We start from the raw sequence: 18,632 nt of genomic DNA, 5'->3' as shown, positions 1-18,632 counted from the left end.
GGACAAAAAAGGATCGAAAGAATGGATGCAGTTCAGGACGAAGCAGCCGGCAAGCGCGCCCGAGGGCTCGACCGCGCCTTCGAGATCCTCGATTTCCTGCGCCAGAAGCGGCAGGCCTTGAAGCCAAACGAAATTGCCGCGCAGATCGGCGCGCCGCGTTCATCGGTTTACGAACTCGTCAACCTGCTGCTGAGCAACGGCATTCTGGAATTCACCGGCGGCGAGGGGCGTGTCTATCTCGGCCGCAAGCTCTATTTCCTCGGCGCAGCCTATGAGAACCATTTCGATTTCACCCGCGAATGCGAGGCCGCACTGGAACAGCTTGCCGACGAGACGCGGGAAACGGCGCAGTTCTGCATGCTGGATGGAAACAGATATACGGTCGTGCGCATGCGCGAAGGCGCACGCCCCTTCCGCATTTCGACGGATGTCGGCCAATCGGTGCCGATCCCGTGGACGGCGTCAGGCCGCTTGCTCGTCGCGCATCTGTCCGATCAGGACATTCTGAACTTCATTCCGCCGCAGGATTTCCGCCTGCCGAACGGCGAATGGCTGGAGCCGCAAACCTTCATCGCCGAAGTGCGCCAAGCCGAGCGTGAAGGTCTCTTCACTTTCAACAGCATCGTCGACAGCTTCACCCATTGTTTTGCCGTGCCGGTGCGCGGCGAAGAAGGCCATGCCGCCGCAACGCTCTGCCTCGTCACCCCGCGCGACGACGGCATCGCCAACCGCGACCGCTACCTCGACTGCCTGAAGAAGGCCGCCGCCGGACTGGATCATGCTCCGACCCGGCCCAAACGAGGCTGAAGCCTGAGCAAATCAGGATATTGATATCCGGCGGCACGGACATTCGTGCGAGGGAACGCCGGATGATCTCCTTATCACCGCCCCAGGCGGCTCTTTGTCACGCCTGTAGAATGCCGCCTGTCGGCCTGCCCTATAATTCGAGGGGCGGCGGCCTCGATCGTTCAATTTCGAGTTTCAAGCCGATCCCGGAAATCTATTCACGCTTCCTCCGAAACTATGAAATTAAGTTTCTCTATAAAATTTATGGAGAACGTATCTTAGTGGTCCAACAGCGCATTTATACTTGGCCTTGGGGAAGGCCAGACTGTTGACGGCAACCGGAGAGGACGCGACATGACACGGAAAATCAGGCTTGGGGCATTTCTTCCCGGTGGCGGACAGCATGTTGCCTCATGGCGGCATCCCGACCAGCCGGCCGACGGCGCGACCAGTTTCGAGTTCCACAAACGCCTCGCTTTGACGGCCGAGCGCGGGCTCTTCGATGCCTATTTCCTCGCCGACGGACTGGCCGTCGGTTTCGGCGGGGCGCGTGAAGGCGGCAATGCCCGCGTCGCCGGCTTCGAACCGGTGACCCTGTTTTCCGCCCTTGCGCCTTTCACCACCCATCTCGGCTTTATCGCCACGTCCTCGACGACCTACGAGGAGCCTTACACGACCGCCCGCAAATTCGCCTCGCTGGATCTGATCTCGGATGGCCGCGCCGGCTGGAACGTCGTCACCACGACGGGCGACCTGACGGCGCAGAACTTCAACCGCGACACCCAGCTTCCGCATGCCGACCGATATCGCCGTGCCGCCGAGCATGTCGACGTCGTCCGCAAACTCTGGGAAAGCTTCGAAGACGACGCCTTCATCCGGGACAAGGATACCGGCGTATTCTTCGACCCGTCGAAGCTGCACGACACCGACCACCGCGGCGAACATTTCAGCGTGCGCGGTCCGCTCAACGTCTCGCGGTCGCCGCAGGGGCATCCCGTCATCGTCCAGGCCGGCCAATCCGAAGACGGACGCGGACTCGCCGCGGCAACGGCCGAGGTCATCTTCACCGCCCACCAGCATATCGAAACCGCCCAGGAGTTCTACCGGGACATCAAGGCCCGCGCCCGCGGTCTCGGCCGAAACCCGGATCACATCCTGGTCATGCCCGGCGTATCCGCTTTCGTCGGCAGGACCGAGGCGGAGGCACGCGAGAAATACGACCGCCTGACCTCGCTCATCGTCGAAGAGGACGGGATCGGCCTCCTCAATGGCCTGACCGGCGGCACGCTCGATCTGCACGGTTATGACCTCGACGGGCCTCTGCCGCCGGCGCCGCCGACCGAAGGCATGAAGAGCCGCCAGGCGCTCATCCGCCAGATCGCCGATGAAAACAACTTCACCATTCGCCAGCTCTATCAGTGGATCGCATCCGCCCGCGGTCACTACACCATCGTCGGAACGCCCGAGCAGATCGCCGATACGCTGCAGAACTGGTTCGAGAACGAAGCCGCCGACGGCTTCAACATTCTGCCGCCCTGGCTGCCGACGGCGCTCGACGATTTCGTCGATCTGGTCATCCCGGAACTGCAGCGCCGCGGCCTGTTCCGCACCGCCTATGAGGGCAAGACGCTGCGGGAGAACCTCGGCCTGCCTTTCCCGACCAATCGGTGGACTGCAGGACATGCAGCTCTCCAGGCGGCAGAGTGAGGAGCGGCCATGACCTATGAAATCAACCAGACTCTCCCGAGAAGCTTTGGCCGCCTGAAAAACAGCGAAAGCCATATTTCCATTCTCGCCTCCCGCCTGCGCGGAGTGCTCGCATCGCTTTTGCCGCGCTACGGCCTTCTCATCGGCTTCCTCCTGTTCTGGCAGGTGTCGAGCACCAGGGGCTGGGTCAATCCCGCCGTCTTCCCGCCCTTGAACGTGATCCTGTCGGCCCTTTGGACCAATCTGGCCAACGGCGCGCTGCTCGATGACATCGCCATCAGTCTGCAGCGATCGGGAACCGCTTTTGCCTTTGCCGTCGCAATCGGCATTCCGCTCGGCCTGTTCATGGGCCAGTTTCGCTTGGTCGAACAGGCGCTCGATCCGATCCTGCAGCTCTTCCGCCAGACCTCGGCGCTGGCGCTCTACCCGGTCTTCATCCTGCTGCTCGGCCTCGGCGAAACATCGAAGATCTTCGTGATCTTCTGGGCGACGCTGTTTCCGGTCCTGCTCGCTACGATCGGCGGCGTCAAGGAAGTGGACAAGAAGCTGATCGAGATGGCGCGGACCTACGGCGCCGGGCCGCTGACCATCTTCCGCCGCGTCATCCTGCCGGCCTCGGTGCCTGCAATCTTCGTCGGCCTGCGCCTTTCGGCGACGACTGCGCTTCTGCTGTTGATTGCCGCCGAGATGATCGGCGCCAACAAGGGCATCGGTTTCCAGGTCATGAACGCCCAGTACAATTTCCAGATTCCGCTGATGTTTGCGGCGATCCTTCTGCTCGCCTTCCTCGGGCTTGCCGCCAATGCCTTGCTCGTTCTCCTGCAGCGCCGCCTCTGCCGCTGGTCTCAGCCGGGCCGTTGACTGCTTCCACCGATTTTCCTCTTCCGAAAAGGACCACCACATGACATTCCATCCCCGCAACCTCCTTCTGCCGGCCGTGATCGCTCTCGGCCTTGCCACACCGGCCGCTGCCACCGACACGGTGAAGCTGCGCTACCTCGCCAGCCAGGGCGGCCTTGCCGCCCATGAACTCGCCGCCGAGCTCGGCTATTTCGAAGGCACGGGCATCACGCTGGAAAATGTCGGCTATGCCCAGGGCGGCCCGGCCTCCCTCATCGCTCTGGCATCCGGTGACGTCGAGATTGGCAGCGCTGCAACCTCCGCCGTCCTGAACTCGATCATCGGCGGCAATGATTTCGTCGCCGCCTATCCTTCGAACGGCATCAACGACGAGGTGCAGTCGACCTTCTACGTGCTGGAAGACAGCCCGATCAAAGGCATCAAGGACATTGCCGGCAAGAGCATCGCGGTCAATACGCTCGGCGCCCATCTCGACTATACCATCCGCGAGGCCTTGCATTCCGTCGACCTGCCGACCGACGTCGCCAATCAGGTCGTCGTCCCCGGGCCGCAGCTCGAGCAGGTGCTGCGTTCCAAGCAGGTCGATATCGCCGCCTTCGGCTATTGGCAGACGACCTTCGAGGGTGCAGCGCTGAAGAACGGCGGTCTGCGGGCGATTTTCGACGATACCGACGTGCTTGGAGACATTGCCGGCGGCTTTGTGGTACTGCGCCGCGATTTCATTCAGCAGCATCCGGAGGCTTCGAAGATTTTCGTCGAGCAGTCGGCCCGCGCCCTCGACTATGCCCGCGAGCATCCTGAGGAAACCAAGAAGATCCTGGCCAAGGCGCTCAGCGAGCGTGGCGAGAACGCGGATATCGCACAGTATTTCCGCGGCTACGGCGTGCGCGCCGGCGGCCTGCCGGTCGAGCGCGACATCCAGTTCTGGATCGACGTCCTGGTTCGCGAAGGCAAGCTGAAGCAAGGCCAGCTGGCGGCCAAGGACATCCTCTTTGCCGCCGACGCCAAGCCGGCAAGCAACTGAGGAACCGTGATGAGCATCGCTGAGGACACGAGCCGCGGAGAGGTAACGATCCGTCACCTCTCCAAATCCTACAAGTTGAACGGGACACAGCTAGAGGTTCTCAAGGATATCAACCTCCACATCCGCTCCGGCGAAAGCCTCGCCATTGTCGGCGCCAGCGGCTCGGGCAAGACGACCCTGCTCAGGGTTCTGGCAGGTCTTGAGGATTCCGACACGGGAGAGGTTCTCGTCGACGGCAAGGCGGTGTGCGGCGTCGGCGCGGAGCGCGCCGTCATCTTCCAGGAACCGCGGCTGCTTCCCTGGCTTGATGTGCTCGACAATGTCTCCTTCGGGCTGGAAACAAGAGGTCTGTCACGTGAGCAGGCGAGGGCGCGGGCGCGCCATTATGTCAAGCTCGTCGGCCTGCAGCAATTCGAGGCGGCCTATCCCCGGCAGCTCTCCGGCGGCATGGCCCAACGCGTCGGGATCGCCCGGGCGCTTGCCGTCCAGCCGGAGATCCTGCTGCTCGACGAACCGCTCGGCGCGCTCGACGCAATGACCAAGATCGGCATGCAGCAGGAGCTAGCACGGATCTGGCGCGATGAGGATGTCACCACCATTCTCGTGACCCACGATCTCGAGGAAGCGATTTATCTCGCCGACCGGATCCTGATCCTGCCACGGGAAAAAGGCAGCGAGCCGCGCCTGATCGAAATCGATCTGCCCCGTCCTCGCGACCGCAGCGCCCCGGAATTCGTCCGACACCGCGAAGAGTTGCTGAACCTGTTCGGACTGCGCTGACATCTTCAGTCGTCAGCGCGCGCCACATGGAACCTGTTCCATGTGGCGCGCCGCAGTAGCAGGAGCGAGGGAGAGAACATCAGCGGACCGCTATTGCGCCCTGCTCTTTGAGCCGGCGGTGAGATACGGCCGCCGATCCAGTTCCGCCGACCGGTAGGAACTGCGCAGCCGCAGGAGATCCTTGCGGGCGATCAGGCCGCACAATTTCCCTGAGGTCGGATCGACGATCGGAATGCGTCCGTCGCCGGTCGACAGCATCAGGTCGGCGATGAATGCGACCGTATCATCCGGATGCCCGACAGGAACGGACGCGTCTGTCACATTTTCCGCAAGCGTCTGTCCGGCGAGGTCCAAATTCCCCTGCCAGAGCAGGGCGTCAGCCCTCGATACGATGCCTGCCAATTTGCCTCCTGCATCGACCACCGGATAGATCCGGTGCGTTTTCTCCAGCGAGGCAAAGAAGTCGCACGCCTCTCCCACCGTCATGGTGACCGGAAGCGTATCGACATCGCTGATCATGATCTCCCTTGCCCGCGATAGCTCGAACGGATCGACGCCATATTCGCGGGTGATATGCTGGCCGCGGCGTGCGATCTTCTCGGTGAGGATCGAGCGGCGCAGCAGCAAAACCGTGACGGCATAGGCCGTAACCGTTGCGGCAAGCAGCGGAACGAGCGTGCTGATGTCGCCGGTGATCTCCATCGCGAAGAAGGTTCCCGTCAGCGGCGCGCGCATGGTTCCGCCCATCATCGCCGCCATGCCGAGCAGCGCCCAGAAGCCGGGATCGTTGCCCGGCATAACAAGCCCGACCAGCCATCCGAGAGCGCCGCCGAAAATCAGAAGCGGTGCAAGCACGCCGCCCGAGGTGCCCGACGACAGGGCAAACAGCCAGATGACCGTCTTCACCAGCAGGATCGACATCACAGCCGGCGCGAGCAGCCGGTTGTTGAGCAAGCCATCGATGATGTCGTAGCCGACGCCCATTGCTCGCGGTTCAATCAGGCCGCCGAGGCCGATGACGAGACCGCCGAGCATCGGCCACCACATCCAGTGGATCGGCAAGGCCTCGAACAGATCCTCGATCCGGTAGAGCAGTGTCGTCAGCAATCCCGATTGCAGGCCTGAGATGATGCCCATCGCCGCACAGGCGAAAATCCCCCACCAGGGCAAGTCTGGCTGAAAGTGGGTCGGGAACAGCGGACCGGTACCGAACAGCAGCGGACGCCAGCAGATCGATACGCAAGCGGCGACGGCGACCGGAATGAAGCTGCGCGGCTTCCATTCGAACAATAAGAGTTCGACCGCCAGCATGACCGCGGCGATCGGCGAGCCGAAGATCGCCGTCATGCCTGCGGCGGCACCCGCGACGAGCAGCGTCTTCCGCTCTGCGGCACTCATGTGGAAGAATTGGGCGAACAGCGAGCCGATCGCACCGCCGGTCATGATGATCGGCCCCTCGGCGCCGAACGGACCGCCGGTTCCGATGGAGATTGCCGATGACAGCGGCTTGAGGATCGCGACCTTCGGTGACATCCGGCTGCCGCCGATCAGGATGGCCTCGATCGCCTCCGGAATGCCGTGGCCGCGTATCTTCTCCGACCCGAAGCGGGCCATGAGCCCGATGACCAGTCCGCCGAGCGGCGGAACCAGAACCACCCATAGCGAGCGCGGCACCGCAGCCAGAGAGGCGGGCCGGATGCCGATCTGCCCGAACCAGATGGCATTCGTCACCAGCGCGATGAGGCTGACGAGACACCAGGCGGCAAACGCGCCTGCCGTGCCGACAATGATGGACATGCCAACCAGCAGGAGGACCCGCCGGTCGGTGGTGAAATCTCCGGCCTCATGCCGGGAAAGACCGCCGGTGAAATCGTGCGGCCGGTTGCTTGGTTGATGCTGCGCCATGGAAGCCTCTGCTACGCGGAACGGATACGCTTGAGGGGCGTCAATATATCGTGACACGATATAAATCAAGGGACGAAAACATGAAGACGATCATGTCTCATAAGATGCCTCCCTTGACCGGCTGGCGACTGCCCCTCTATTCGAGATGGCCGAATGGCTTCCAACCTGGGCAGCCGCTGCGGCAAAGGAGAATGGCTTTGAAGAAGACCGCGCCGCCGCTCAGACAGGAAGATTACCAGGCTCTCGCCGACCTCCGGTTCGCGCTTCGCCAGTTCATGGACTTCAGCGCCTCCGCCGCCCAGTCGGAAGGACTGCCGACGCAACAGCATCAGGCGCTGCTGGCGATCAAGGGACAACGCGGCGGTGCCGTAACCATCGGCATGTTGGCCGAGCGGCTGATCATCGCGCCGCATACGGCGACCGAACTTGTCGGGCGGCTGTCGGATGCCGGATTGGTCGAACGTCATGCCGATCCGGCCGACAGGCGCCGCCAGACGATTCTGCTGACCGACAAGGCGGACGCGCTGCTGACGCGGCTGAGCGCCGTCCATCTTTCAGAAATACGGGAGATGGCGCCGAAGCTGATCAAGCTCCTCCTCGAACTGCAGAAAACGGCGCCGAAAGCTGAATAACAGTCGCCGCGGCGCGGCCTACGTGCCGCGTCAACTCAAGAGCGTCTTCTTGAGCCGATGGATATGGGCGGCGCCGATCCCGCAGCAGCCGCCGATGATCGTCGCGCCGGCTTCGGCCCAGGAGCAGGCGTAACGCGAATAGGCATCGTCATTCAGATCGTTGCGGGTTTCATGCAGCCCTTCATTGGCGGCCGCTTCGCCTGTTTCCCCTTCGAAGGCGTTGGCATAGACGCCGATCTCGATGGAAGCGTCCATTGTCCGGAAGACGCGCGCCGCCGTCTCCACGGCCGCCTGCATGACCTCGGGCTTGCTGCAATTGAACAGGAAGGCTTCAGCGCCCGATGACACCGCCCAGGACGCCGCGTCAGCGACGGTTTCGCCGGAGCGAAGCTTCGGTTCGCCGCCTCCGATGGCTGCCTCGTCATCCGCCAATGTGAAGGAAATCCAGAACGGCTTGCCTGATGCCGCCACCGCGTTGCGGACGGCCTCCGCCTCGGCGATCAGGCTCAGCGTCTCGCCGAGCCATATATCGACGAAGGGGCCGAGGTTTTCGACGAGCACCTCGAGATAGTCCTGCACCCGCGACGGCTGAAAGTTCTGTGGCTCGTATGAGCCGAAGATCGGTGGCAGCGAGCCGGCGACCAGCACCTTGCGATGCGAGACGGCATCTGCCGCCTCGCGGGCTAACCGACCGGCGAGACGGATCAACGCCGGCCCTTCCTTCCAAAACCGATCCTCGCCGATGTGAAAGGGCACCAGCGCATAACTGTTCGTCGTCACGACCTCGGAGCCGGCGGCAATGAATTCCTGGTGGACCTTGCGAACGATATCAGGCGCGTTGATCAGCGCCAATGCCGACCATTCCGGCTGTTTCAGTTCGGCGCCCAGCCGCAGCAGCTCGCGGCTCGTGCCGCCATCGAGAATTCGCGTCGTGCTCATGAAGAGGTCTCCATTCAGGCCGTCGCGCCGTGGCCGGCGGCGGGCTTTTCATAACAAAGTGGGCGAGATGCACGTGGTTCGTGCGCGAGGTAGTTCATGGGCCAGTCCCTTTCCGTCCGCCTAACGGCGAACCGGCACCTGCGCTTCGAGACCTCGGAAGACGCGGGCGACCACTGCGGTCAAGGCGAGATAAAAGAGGGTGACGACCAGCAGCGGTTCATAGACGAGCAGCGTGTCCTGCCGGACCTTGTTCGCCACGGCATAGAGATCCATCACTGTCACCGTAAAGGCGAGCGGCGTCGCCTTGAGCTGCATGACGATCTCTCCGGCAATGGTCGGCAGGGCGATGCGAATGGCGCGCGGCAGCCAGATGCGGCGGGTCAGCATCCAGGGCGACAGGCCGAAGGCCCGGCCGGCTTCGAGCTCACCCTTGGGAACGGCGAGCAGCGCGCCGCGCAATACCTCCGCCTCATAGGCCGCATAGTTCAGGGTGAAACTGACGGCGGCGAAGAAGAAGCCCTCGCGCAGGATCGGCCAGAACAGGCTCTGGCGGATACCGGGGATCATCGGCAGCAGCGATCCCACCCCATAGTAGAGAAGCCACAGCTGTATCAGCAGCGGCGTGCCGCGGAAGAAGGTGCAGTAGCCCCGCGCCAGTAGCCGCGTCAGCCTGCCGCCGCTGACTTGCGCGAAGGCGAGGCCGATGGCGAGGGCAAAGCCGAACACCACAGAGATCACCAGCAGGCAAATGGTCTGCCAGGCGCCCGTCAGAAGCAGCGGCCAATAGGAAGAGATCCAGGTGAAACTCATGGGGCGCTTTCTTCAGGCAAGGCGCGGCTGCCCCCGCCGTACCCGCCCCTCGATCAGTTTGAAGACGAGGTTGGAAACGAGCGTGATAGCGAGGTAGAGAAGGGCCGAAGCAAGGAAAAAGACGAAGTAGTGTTTTGTGCTTGCCCCGGCAAGACGGGTGGCGAGCGCCAATTCCTGATAGCCGACGACGGCGACCAGCGCGCTGTCCTTGGTGACCGACATCCACAGATTGGCAAGACCCGGCAGGGCGTTCGGCAAGAGCGCCGGCAGCAGGACGCGGCGAAACCGCAGCACCGGCCCCATGCCGAAGGCCTTGGCAGCTTCGATCTGGCCGACGGGAATGGCGAGGATCGCGCCGCGCAGCACCTCCGTCATGTAGGCGCCCTGCACGAAGCCCAGCACCGCAACGGCCGCGACGAAACCATTCACATTGACCGGCGGCAGGTCGAACACGGCGAGCAGCCGGTTGAGGCCGTCGGTGCCGGCATAATAGAGCCCGACGATCAGGATCAGTTCGGGAACGGCGCGGATCAGCGTGGTATATAGATCGAGCAGCAGGCGGAGCAGGCGATTGCCCGAAAGCTTCCCCAGCGCGCCGCCCGTGCCGAGCAGGAGGCCGATCGCGAAAGCGCAAGCCGAGATGGCGACCGTGGAGACCGCACCTGCCAAGAGAACGCCGCCCCATCCCGGAGGATAGGGAGACAGCAGGTCCAGAATACCTTGTTGCGCGGTCGCCATTATCGGGATTGCTTACTTCGCGCCGTAGATGTCGAAATCGAAGTATTTCTTGGTGATGGCGTCATACTGGCCGTTGGCACGGACTGCAGCGATGGCCGCGTTCAGCTTGGCCTTCAGCTCCGTGTCTTCCTTGCGCAGGCCGCCCGAAACGCCGGCGCCGAGGATCTCCTTGTCGTCGGCGACGTCGCCCGCCTTTGCGCAGCAATCCTTGCCGCCATCGCTTTTCAGGAAAGCGTCAAGCGCCAGTGAATCGCCGAAGACATAGTCGATACGGCCGGAGGCGAGGTCCTGAAAAGCCTCGTCGAGCGTCTGGTAGGTCTTTTCCTCGGCAGCGCCGGCGAAATACTTCTTGTAATATTCCGACTGGATCGTCGACACCTGGATGCCGATGGTCTTGCCCTTCACGTCCTCGGCGGTGGCGCCCGGCTTCTGGTCCTTGGGACCGATCAGGGTGCTTGGCGTGTTGTAATATTTGTCGGTGAAGTCGATCACCTTCGAGCGTTCCGCGGTGTTCGACATCGACGACCAGATCACGTCGAACTTCTTGCTCTGGAGCGCCGGAATGAGACCGTCCCAGGAAATGTCGACGATCGAGCATTTCTCCTTCATCTCTTCGCAGACGGCATTCATCAGGTCGATTTCCCATCCCTGCCATTGGCCCGACGCGTCCTTGGCGAAGAAGGGCGGATAGGATTCGTTCATGACGCCGAAGCGGACTTCGGCCTGTGCGGTGACGGCGGAAAGCACGAGTGCCGCGCCGGCGAAAAGCGTGGGGAGCAGTTTCATTCGCAGGATTCTCCTGGTTTGTGTTGTCGATGAGAGAGCGGTCGGCATCAGTGGGCGCTGAGACCGGTGAATTCCCGGCAGCGGGCGCTGACCGGCGCCCCGAATATCTGCTCCGGCGGACCTTCCTCCTCGATCCGTCCTTGATGCAGGAAGAGAACACGGCTCGAGACATCGCGGGCAAAGCGCATTTCATGCGTGACGATCAGCATCGTCCGGCCTTCTTCCGCGAGATCGCGGATGACTTTCAGGACCTCGCCGACCAGCTCCGGATCAAGCGCCGATGTCGGTTCGTCGAACAGCATGACATCGGGATCGACGCAGAGGGCTCTGGCAATCGCCGCGCGCTGCTGCTGGCCGCCGGAGAGGAAAGCCGGATAGGCGTGACGCTTGTCGAAGAGGCCGACCTTATGGAGCAGGGCCTCGGCTTTTTCGACGGCCTCGCGCCGCGGAATGCCCATCACGTGCACCGGCGCCTCAATGACGTTTTCCAGCACCGTCCGATGAGCCCAGAGATTGAAGCTCTGAAAGACCATTCCGAGCCCGGTCCGCAGCCGTTCGATCTGCCGCCAGCTGCGCGGCTGCAGCCGGCCGTCCCGGCCCATCTTCAGCGCGATTTCCTCGCCGTTCACGGCGATGCGCCCACGATCCGGGGTTTCCAGGAAATTGATGCATCTGAGAAAGGTGCTCTTGCCGGAGCCCGACGAGCCGATAATCGAAATCACGTCAGACTTGTGGGCCTCCGCCGAAATACCCTTGAGAACCTCTTGCGAGCCGAAGCTTTTATGAAGATCTTCGACGCGAAGAGCAGGAAAGGGTTGATCCGACATGCATGGTTCCGGCTGAACTGAATTTGCGAAGGATAATGATAAAATAACGCGGTTTTTTCGCGCAATATTCGTCTCTTCTGAATAATTTGTGCAAAATAATCTTCCTCACGCGGCGAATACGGCAGAAACCGCGAAGTGCCGCAGCGACAACTGGACTGAACAATGGAACAACTGGATCGTTTTGACCGCGACATTCTCGATATCGTTCAGCGCGACTGCCAGCTGAAAGCCGAAACGATCGCCGAACGGATCGGGCTGTCGGTCTCGGCCGTGCAGCGGCGGTTGAAACGGCTGCGCGAGGAAGGGATCATCAAGGCGGAGGTGGCCGTCGTCGACCGCAAGGCGACGGGAACGGCGATGGTGTTCATCGTCGGGATGGAGATCGAGCGGGACAATTACGACGCGCTGGCGAAGTTCCGCCTCTGGGCGGAGAAGCAGGATCACATACAACAGGTCTATTACGTCACGGGCGCGGTCGATCTGATCGCGATCGTCACCGCCCGCGACGTCGAACATTATGACGATATCGCTGCGCTGATCATGGCAGACAATCCGCAGATCCGCCGCATGCACACGAATGTCGTGCTGCGCGACGTCAAGCTCGGTCTGTTCGTGCCGCTGGAGTAGCGTTGGCGCGGCCGCGCGGACAAGCCGCTGGACTCGCATTCGGCAAAGGGCATAATTCCGGGCACACATTCTCGGGAGGAATGATCGTTGACGCTACGACACCAGATCATCGCATTGGCGATCGTCCCGCTCGTCATTTCGATCCTTGCGATCACCACCTTCATCACATGGCAATCGGCAAACCTCGCCAAGAACAGCATCGATACGTTCGAGCAGAACATGCTGAAGACCAAGGAAGCGGAAATCCTCAATCTGACCAACCTTGCCCTGTCCGCCATCCAGACGATTTATGACAAAGCCGGTTCCGACGACGAGGCCGCCAAGCAGCAGGTGGCGGCGATTCTGACCTCGCTCGACTACGGCAAGGACGGATATTTCTTCGTCTACGACTATGACGGCAACAATATCGTCCATCCGCGCCAGACGTTCCGACATGGGCACAATTGGCTCGACCTGACCGATCCGGATGGCGACAAGGTCATTGCCGAACTGATCGCCACGGCAAAAGCGGGCGGCGGCCTGCATCAATACAAATGGCAGAAACCATCGACCGGACAGATCGCCGACAAGCTCTCCTTCGTCGTCAGTCTCGACAAGTGGCACTGGGTCGTCGGCACCGGCGTTTACCTCGACGATGTCTTTGCCCAGAGTGCCGCCGCCAATACCGGCATGCGCGCCAACATCAGACGGACCTTCATCATCGTCGCGCTGATCGCCGTGCCTTCGGTGCTCGTCGTTTTCACCACCTGCATGCTGCTGACTTTCCACGAGCGCCGCATGGCCGACAGCCGGCTCAAGGCGCTGACGCAGCGGGTCATCGACACCCAGGAAGAAGAGCGCGCGCGGCTTGCGCGCGAGCTGCATGACGGCATTTCCCAGAATCTCGTCGGCGTGCGCTATGCGATGGACCTTGCCGGCCGCAAGGTCAGGACCAATGTCGACGATGCGGCTCTTACCATCGACCGCGGCGTCGAGGCGCTGAACGGCGCCATCAAGGAGATCAGACGGCTGTCGCACGATCTGCGGCCGCGCGTGCTCGACGATCTCGGCCTGACGGCGGCGTTAGAGGCGCTGTGTTATCATTTCGCCGAGCGGACGGGGATCGAGACGAAGATCGATGCTTCGGGCTTCACCGACACGCTGAAGGCCGAGGCGAGCACCGCGCTTTATCGCGTCGCCCAGGAAGCCTTCAACAATGTCGAACGCCACTCGGGCGCCTCCAAACTTGCGGTCAAGCTCTGGAGCGACGGCGGCCGCGCCCGCATGACCGTCACCGACAACGGCACCGGCTTCGACGGCGCCAGGGGCGACTTATCCGGCAGATCGGGTCTGGGCCTGCGCAACATGCAGGAACGGATGGCCCACTTCCGCGGTCTGTTGCTGATCAACAGCAGCGAGGCCGGCACGACGCTGACGGCGATGCTGCCGAAATCGGCCAATCGTCCCGCCGATCGGCAGGCGGAAGCCGCATGACGGAACGCCCGAAAATCAGGGTGCTGTTGATCGACAACCACCCGCTGGTGCTGGACGGGTTGAAGGCAGTGCTCGAAACATTCGACCATATCGAAGTCGCCGGCACGGCCGGGCTCGCACAAACGGGGCTCGACATCGGCCGGCAGGTTCTGCCGCAGGTCGTGCTGATGGACATCAACATGCCGAAGCTGAGCGGCATCGATGCGATCGAATTGTTCCGGAACGAACTGCCCCAGGCGCGGGTGGTGATGCTCTCCATGCATGACAGTCGCGAATATATTTCCTCCTCGGTCATGCATGGCGCTGCCGGCTATATCCTGAAGGACGTCTCGACCGACGAGATCGTCTCGGCCATCGAGACCGTGGCAGGTGGCGGCACCTATTTCTCCTCCGGTGTCTTCGACGCGCTGATGGGCGAGCGGGTGGAGGAGGGGAGCGATCCCCTGACACCGCGCGAACGCGACATTCTCGGGCTGATCGTTGCCGGCAGGAGCAACCGGGAGATCGCCGAGGCGCTCGGGATAAGCTCCGCCACGGCGGAAACCCATCGCAAGAATCTCAAGAAAAAGCTCGGCATCGCAACCACGGCCGGCCTCATCCGCTATGCGCTCGACCACGGCATCGTTGCAAAAGTCGACGTGAATTCGCGCCTACCCACTTCTGGGTAGGCCCCGGCATTTCACCCTTGCACCCATCTTGTGGGGATGAAACCAGCGTCCTAGGACTCCCCTCACGGCTGGCCGAGTGCGAGCCGTTGGGAGGAATTCACATGCGTTACATCAGCTTCCGATCGACCGGAAAACCGCAAGCGACCCGAACCGGGCCTACCGCGGCCGCCGGCTGACAGACCTGCCTTCCACGCCGACAACTGGAACATGGCGACCGCCGCCCGCGGCGCCTGAAAGGGATCCCGACATGGAAAAACCACGTAGCAAGGCAGCGCTCTGGCTGCTTGTCATTCCGTTTATAGGTCTGCTCTGGCCGCCATTCTACAATCTCCGCGAGCCGGCTCTTTTCGGCTTTCCGTTCTTCTACTGGTATCAGCTTCTCTGGGTGCCGATCACCGCGACGCTGACCTGGATCGCCTATCGGAGCACCCGCCATGACGACTGACATCAACGGCACGGCGCTTGCCGTCTTCATCTTCTTTTTCGCGCTCGTCACCGTCATGGGCTTCGTCGCCAGCCGCTGGCGCAAGCCGGAGACACTCGCCCATATCGATGAATGGGGCCTTGGCGGACGCAACTTCGGCACCTGGATCACCTGGTTCCTCGTCGGCGGTGATTTCTATACCGCCTACACCGTGATCGCCGTCCCGGCGCTGGTCTATACCGTCGGCGCCTACGGCTTCTTCGCGCTGCCGTATACCATCGTCGTCTATCCCTTCGTCTTCATGGTCATGCCGGTTCTGTGGAAACGCGCCAAGGATTTCGGTTATGTGACGGCGGCCGACGTCGTTCACGGTCAATACGGATCGCGCAGTCTCGAACTCGCGGTGGCGGCAACCGGCGTCATCGCCACCATGCCCTACATCGCCCTGCAGCTCGTCGGCATGACGGCGGTGCTGAAGGCACTCGGGCTGCATGGCGAACTGCCGCTGGCGATCGCCTTCATCGTGCTGGCGCTCTACACCTATTCAGCGGGTCTGCGCGCGCCGGCTCTGATCGCCTTCGTCAAGGACATCATGATCTATATCGTCGTGATCGCAGCCGTCGCATTGATCCCGTCGAAGCTCGGAGGCTACGCCAATGTCTTTGCCTCGGCTGACGCGGCCTTCCAGGCCAAGGGTTCCGGCAGCCTGCTGCTCGGCGGCAATCAGTATGTCGCCTATGCCACGCTCGCCTTGGGTTCAGCGCTCGCGGCCTTCATGTATCCGCATACGCTGACGGGTATCTTTGCCTCCAACAGCGGCAAGACGATCCGCAAGAATGCGATCATGCTGCCCGCCTATACGCTGCTGCTCGGCCTTCTCGCGCTGCTCGGCTATATGGGACACGCCGCCAACCTGAAGCTCGACAGCGCCAATGATGTCGTTCCGACGCTGTTCAAGACGCTGTTTTCGGGCTGGTTCTCCGGCTTCGCCTTTGCGGCGATCGCCATCGGCGCGCTGGTGCCGGCAGCGGTGATGAGCATCGGCGCCGCCAATCTGTTCACCCGCAATTTCTGGAAAGCCTATGTCGATCCCAATGTCAGCGATGCGGGTGAGGCCAAGGTCGCGAAGGTGACGTCGCTGGTGGTGAAGGTCGGCGCGCTTCTCGTCATCATCTTCCTGCCGACGCAATTCGCCCTCGACCTGCAGCTGCTCGGCGGCATCTGGATCCTGCAGACACTTCCGGCCCTGGTGTTCGGTCTCTATACCAACTGGTTCCGCGCACCCGGCCTGCTTGCCGGCTGGTTCGTCGGCTTCTGCGGCGGCACCTTCCTCGTCTGGGATGCCGGCTGGAAACCTCTGCACCTGATCAGCCTCGGCGGCGAACCCTTCACCGTCTACACGGGACTGCTGGCGCTTGCGGCAAACATCGGTGTTGCGGTCGTGGTCAACGCCCTGCTTCCGGCCAAGGTTCCGGCTCGGGCCTAGGATGAAAATAGAAGGGCAGCAAACGCTGCCCTTCGTAACCATTTGCTTTCCAGCACAAGCTGGAGGGGGATGAGCTCGACTTAAAACTCTTCCCAATCGCCGGCCAATGCCGCATTCCCATTCGCCTGGAACGACTTGCCCACCTTGGCAATCATCTGGCGCGCCGGCGAGGCCACCGGTTGAGCATGCTGTGCCACGGCGGCGGGCTGCGATATCCGCTTCGGTGCCACCGCTCCGCCGATGTTGAACTGGCCCAGCAACTGGAACAGCGCGTCGGCTTCCTTGGCGAGGCTATGGGCGGCGGCTGTCGCTTCTTCCACCATGGCGGCGTTCTGCTGGGTGCCCTGATCCATCTTGTTGACGGCGGCATTGATCTCCTTCAACCCCGTCGCCTGCTCCTGCGAAGCGCCGACGATCGCCACGACATTGCCGTCGACCTGCTGTACCTGCACTGCAATTTCCTGCAGGGCTTTTCCGGTCTCGCCAACCAGGGCGACACCGCTTTTCACATGGCCATTCGACGCGTTGATCAGTTCCTTGATTTCCTTGGCCGCCTTGGCCGAACGCTGCGCCAACTCGCGCACTTCCTGGGCGACGACGGCAAAGCCCTTGCCTGCTTCGCCGGCGCGCGCCGCTTCGACGCCGGCATTCAGCGCCAGCAGGTTCGTCTGGAAGGCGATTTCATCGATGACGCCGATGATGCTGCCGATTTCGGTGGCGGAGGATTCGATCTTGCCCATGGCGTCGACCGCATCGCGAACGACGCTGCCCGAGCGTTCCGCATTTTCCTTCGTCTTGCGAACGAGCTGGCCGGCTTCCTGAGCCCGGTTGCTCGAGTCGGCGACGGTGGTGGTGATCTCCTCCAGCGCAGCCGCCGTTTCCTCGACGGATGCAGCCTGCTGTTCGGTCCGCTTGGCGAGATCATCCGAGGCGGAGCGGATCTCCTGCGCGCCGCCGGCGATGGCGCTGGCGTTCTGGGCAACCTTCTGCATCGCGGCGCGGAGCTTTTCGACCGCGGAATTGAAGTCGGCTCTGAGCTTTTCCAGAGACGGAATGAACGGCGTGTCGATCTGCTGCGTGAGGTCACCGTCGGCCAGCGCCTGCAATGCGGTGCCCAGCCGGCCGACAGCCTGGTCCGTCTGCTCGGCCAGGGTGCGGCGTTCACCGGCATCCTGCTCGAGCCGGTGCCGTTCCGCTACCGACCTCTTGGCTTCCGCATCGGCTTCCCGTTCGGCCTTTGCCGAAATGGCGTCGCGCAAGCCGGCCACGGCCCGTGCGAGCCTGCCGATCTCGTCGCCACGCGCTTCGAGGCGACGGTCGCCGTCGAGATTGCCCTCGGCCATAGCCTTCAGCGAAAGCTGAAGTTTTGCCAGCGGGCCGACGATCGTGCGTGCGGTGATGGCAGCGGCAATGATGGACAGAACAGCCGCAATGCCGAGCGCAGTCATCGCTATCGGCTTGAAGCCGCTCGCCGCGCTGCGAACCTCGCCGCCGATCGATTTGTTCAGCGCTTCCTGATAGTCGATGAATTTGTTGATGGCGCCAAGCCAGGCAACGAAGGCCGGCCTCGCCTGTTCGAGCAGGATCTTGCGGGCTGCCTCGCCGTCGCCCTTCTCCTGCAGCGCAATGATCTGGGCGACCAGCGGATTGGTCTTCGCCTGGATGTCGGCGATTTCGCTGAGAATGGTCTTTTCCTGTTCCGTCGCACCTGCCGGCGATGCAACCATCTCCGCCATGCGCTTTTCATTCTCGGCGTAAGACGCGGCCAGCTTTTCGATCAATGCCTCGGCAGTCTTCCGCTCATCGGCAGAGGTCACCAGAGTGACGTCACGGATGGCGATCGCCCGATCGTGCACGCTGCCGCGGTAGTTGATGGCAAAGCGCTGCTTGACGCTGTTGACGTCGTTGATCGTTTCAAGATTGTCGTTGATCTCAGCGACCTTGACCGCGGAATAGATGGTCAGGCCGGCCATCAGCAGAACCAGGAAGCTGAAGCCAAGGGTGAGACGCACCGCGATCCCGAAACTCTTAATTCTCTTCATTCGCACTCTCCATCGTGTGGGCGAGGTTTGTTGAAACGTGTCTGGCCGCCAGGGTCGCGCGTGATATCTCGTTCAAATGCGAGGCCCTCGATCTGTCCCCGAATGCGCAGAAAGGCG

At 62.3% G+C, this 18,632-nt stretch carries 18 protein-coding genes; 11 read left to right on the top strand and 7 right to left on the bottom strand.

The window, feature by feature from the left end; genetic code table 11:
- Positions 1 to 21: 21 nt before the first annotated feature.
- The 5 genes from FHT69_RS16490 to FHT69_RS16470 all read left to right on the top strand — a co-directional run bounded on the left by FHT69_RS16490 (position 22) and on the right by FHT69_RS16470 (position 5,158).
- Positions 22 to 807 carry an IclR family transcriptional regulator gene (locus FHT69_RS16490; protein ID WP_028755797.1) on the top strand — a complete coding sequence of 262 codons (786 nt, stop codon included), beginning with the start codon at positions 22 to 24 and terminating at the stop codon, positions 805 to 807.
- A gap of 333 nt (positions 808 to 1,140) precedes the next feature.
- Positions 1,141 to 2,493: an LLM class flavin-dependent oxidoreductase gene (locus FHT69_RS16485; RefSeq protein WP_028757034.1), complete on the top strand. Its 1,353-nt coding sequence runs from the start codon at positions 1,141 to 1,143 to the stop codon at positions 2,491 to 2,493.
- Between the two features lie 9 nt (positions 2,494 to 2,502).
- The gene (locus FHT69_RS16480) at positions 2,503 to 3,354 is read left to right on the top strand and encodes an ABC transporter permease (RefSeq protein ID WP_028755799.1); all 852 of its coding nucleotides are present in this window, start codon (positions 2,503 to 2,505) and stop codon (positions 3,352 to 3,354) included.
- A gap of 40 nt (positions 3,355 to 3,394) precedes the next feature.
- Positions 3,395 to 4,378 carry an ABC transporter substrate-binding protein gene (locus tag FHT69_RS16475; protein WP_028755800.1) on the top strand — a complete coding sequence of 328 codons (984 nt, stop codon included), beginning with the start codon at positions 3,395 to 3,397 and terminating at the stop codon, positions 4,376 to 4,378.
- A gap of 9 nt (positions 4,379 to 4,387) precedes the next feature.
- Complete coding sequence (locus tag FHT69_RS16470) at positions 4,388 to 5,158, top strand: ABC transporter ATP-binding protein (RefSeq protein ID WP_183905631.1); 771 nt, start codon at positions 4,388 to 4,390, stop codon at positions 5,156 to 5,158.
- 90 nt (positions 5,159 to 5,248) lie between these two features.
- Here FHT69_RS16470 and FHT69_RS16465 read toward each other — a convergent pair whose 3' ends face one another.
- The gene (locus FHT69_RS16465) at positions 5,249 to 7,063 is read right to left on the bottom strand and encodes a chloride channel protein (protein ID WP_183905630.1); all 1,815 of its coding nucleotides are present in this window, start codon (positions 7,061 to 7,063) and stop codon (positions 5,249 to 5,251) included.
- A 197-nt stretch (positions 7,064 to 7,260) separates the two neighbouring features.
- On the opposite strand from FHT69_RS16465, the gene FHT69_RS16460 reads away from it, so the two are divergent.
- On the top strand, positions 7,261 to 7,695 hold the full coding sequence (locus FHT69_RS16460) for a MarR family winged helix-turn-helix transcriptional regulator (RefSeq protein WP_028757039.1): 435 nt from the start codon (positions 7,261 to 7,263) through the stop codon (positions 7,693 to 7,695).
- Positions 7,696 to 7,725: 30 nt separating this feature from the next.
- Here FHT69_RS16460 and FHT69_RS16455 read toward each other — a convergent pair whose 3' ends face one another.
- The 5 genes from FHT69_RS16455 to FHT69_RS16435 form a co-directional block, all read right to left on the bottom strand.
- Positions 7,726 to 8,634 (bottom strand): homocysteine S-methyltransferase family protein, encoded by a 909-nt coding sequence (locus tag FHT69_RS16455; RefSeq protein WP_183905629.1) that lies wholly within the window; start codon positions 8,632 to 8,634, stop codon positions 7,726 to 7,728.
- 120 nt (positions 8,635 to 8,754) lie between these two features.
- Positions 8,755 to 9,444, bottom strand: a complete 690-nt coding sequence (locus tag FHT69_RS16450; RefSeq protein WP_028756212.1) for an ABC transporter permease — start codon at positions 9,442 to 9,444, stop codon at positions 8,755 to 8,757.
- Between the two features lie 12 nt (positions 9,445 to 9,456).
- On the bottom strand, positions 9,457 to 10,182 hold the full coding sequence (locus tag FHT69_RS16445) for an ABC transporter permease (RefSeq protein WP_028756211.1): 726 nt from the start codon (positions 10,180 to 10,182) through the stop codon (positions 9,457 to 9,459).
- A 12-nt stretch (positions 10,183 to 10,194) separates the two neighbouring features.
- Positions 10,195 to 10,968 carry a transporter substrate-binding domain-containing protein gene (locus tag FHT69_RS16440; RefSeq protein ID WP_028756210.1) on the bottom strand — a complete coding sequence of 258 codons (774 nt, stop codon included), beginning with the start codon at positions 10,966 to 10,968 and terminating at the stop codon, positions 10,195 to 10,197.
- A gap of 47 nt (positions 10,969 to 11,015) precedes the next feature.
- Positions 11,016 to 11,795, bottom strand: a complete 780-nt coding sequence (locus FHT69_RS16435; RefSeq protein ID WP_097622466.1) for an ABC transporter ATP-binding protein — start codon at positions 11,793 to 11,795, stop codon at positions 11,016 to 11,018.
- A 162-nt stretch (positions 11,796 to 11,957) separates the two neighbouring features.
- Here FHT69_RS16435 and FHT69_RS16430 point away from each other — a divergent pair, with 162 nt between their 5' ends.
- The 5 genes from FHT69_RS16430 (at position 11,958) to mctP (ending at position 16,473) form a co-directional block, all read left to right on the top strand.
- Positions 11,958 to 12,422, top strand: coding sequence for an Lrp/AsnC family transcriptional regulator (locus FHT69_RS16430; RefSeq protein WP_018246856.1), 465 nt, complete (start codon positions 11,958 to 11,960; stop codon positions 12,420 to 12,422).
- An 87-nt stretch (positions 12,423 to 12,509) separates the two neighbouring features.
- Positions 12,510 to 13,895: a sensor histidine kinase MctS gene (gene mctS / locus FHT69_RS16425; protein ID WP_097622465.1), complete on the top strand. Its 1,386-nt coding sequence runs from the start codon at positions 12,510 to 12,512 to the stop codon at positions 13,893 to 13,895.
- Complete coding sequence (gene mctR, locus FHT69_RS16420; protein WP_097622464.1) at positions 13,892 to 14,563, top strand: two-component system response regulator MctR; 672 nt, start codon at positions 13,892 to 13,894, stop codon at positions 14,561 to 14,563. The genes mctS and mctR overlap by 4 nt, the downstream gene beginning before the upstream one ends.
- A gap of 247 nt (positions 14,564 to 14,810) precedes the next feature.
- Positions 14,811 to 15,008, top strand: coding sequence for a DUF3311 domain-containing protein (locus FHT69_RS16415; protein WP_028756206.1), 198 nt, complete (start codon positions 14,811 to 14,813; stop codon positions 15,006 to 15,008).
- Complete coding sequence (gene mctP / locus FHT69_RS16410; RefSeq protein WP_047614624.1) at positions 14,998 to 16,473, top strand: sodium:solute symporter family monocarboxylate transporter; 1,476 nt, start codon at positions 14,998 to 15,000, stop codon at positions 16,471 to 16,473. The genes FHT69_RS16415 and mctP overlap by 11 nt, the downstream gene beginning before the upstream one ends.
- 80 nt (positions 16,474 to 16,553) lie before the next feature.
- Here mctP and FHT69_RS16405 read toward each other — a convergent pair whose 3' ends face one another.
- On the bottom strand, positions 16,554 to 18,515 hold the full coding sequence (locus FHT69_RS16405) for a methyl-accepting chemotaxis protein (protein ID WP_183905628.1): 1,962 nt from the start codon (positions 18,513 to 18,515) through the stop codon (positions 16,554 to 16,556).
- Positions 18,516 to 18,632 lie beyond the last annotated feature (117 nt).

It is taken from the genome of Rhizobium sp. BK008 (genome assembly GCF_014197345.1).
GTDB classification, from domain to species: Bacteria; Pseudomonadota; Alphaproteobacteria; order Rhizobiales; family Rhizobiaceae; genus Rhizobium; species Rhizobium anhuiense.
This window is presented reverse-complemented; position numbering and strand designations above follow the sequence as displayed.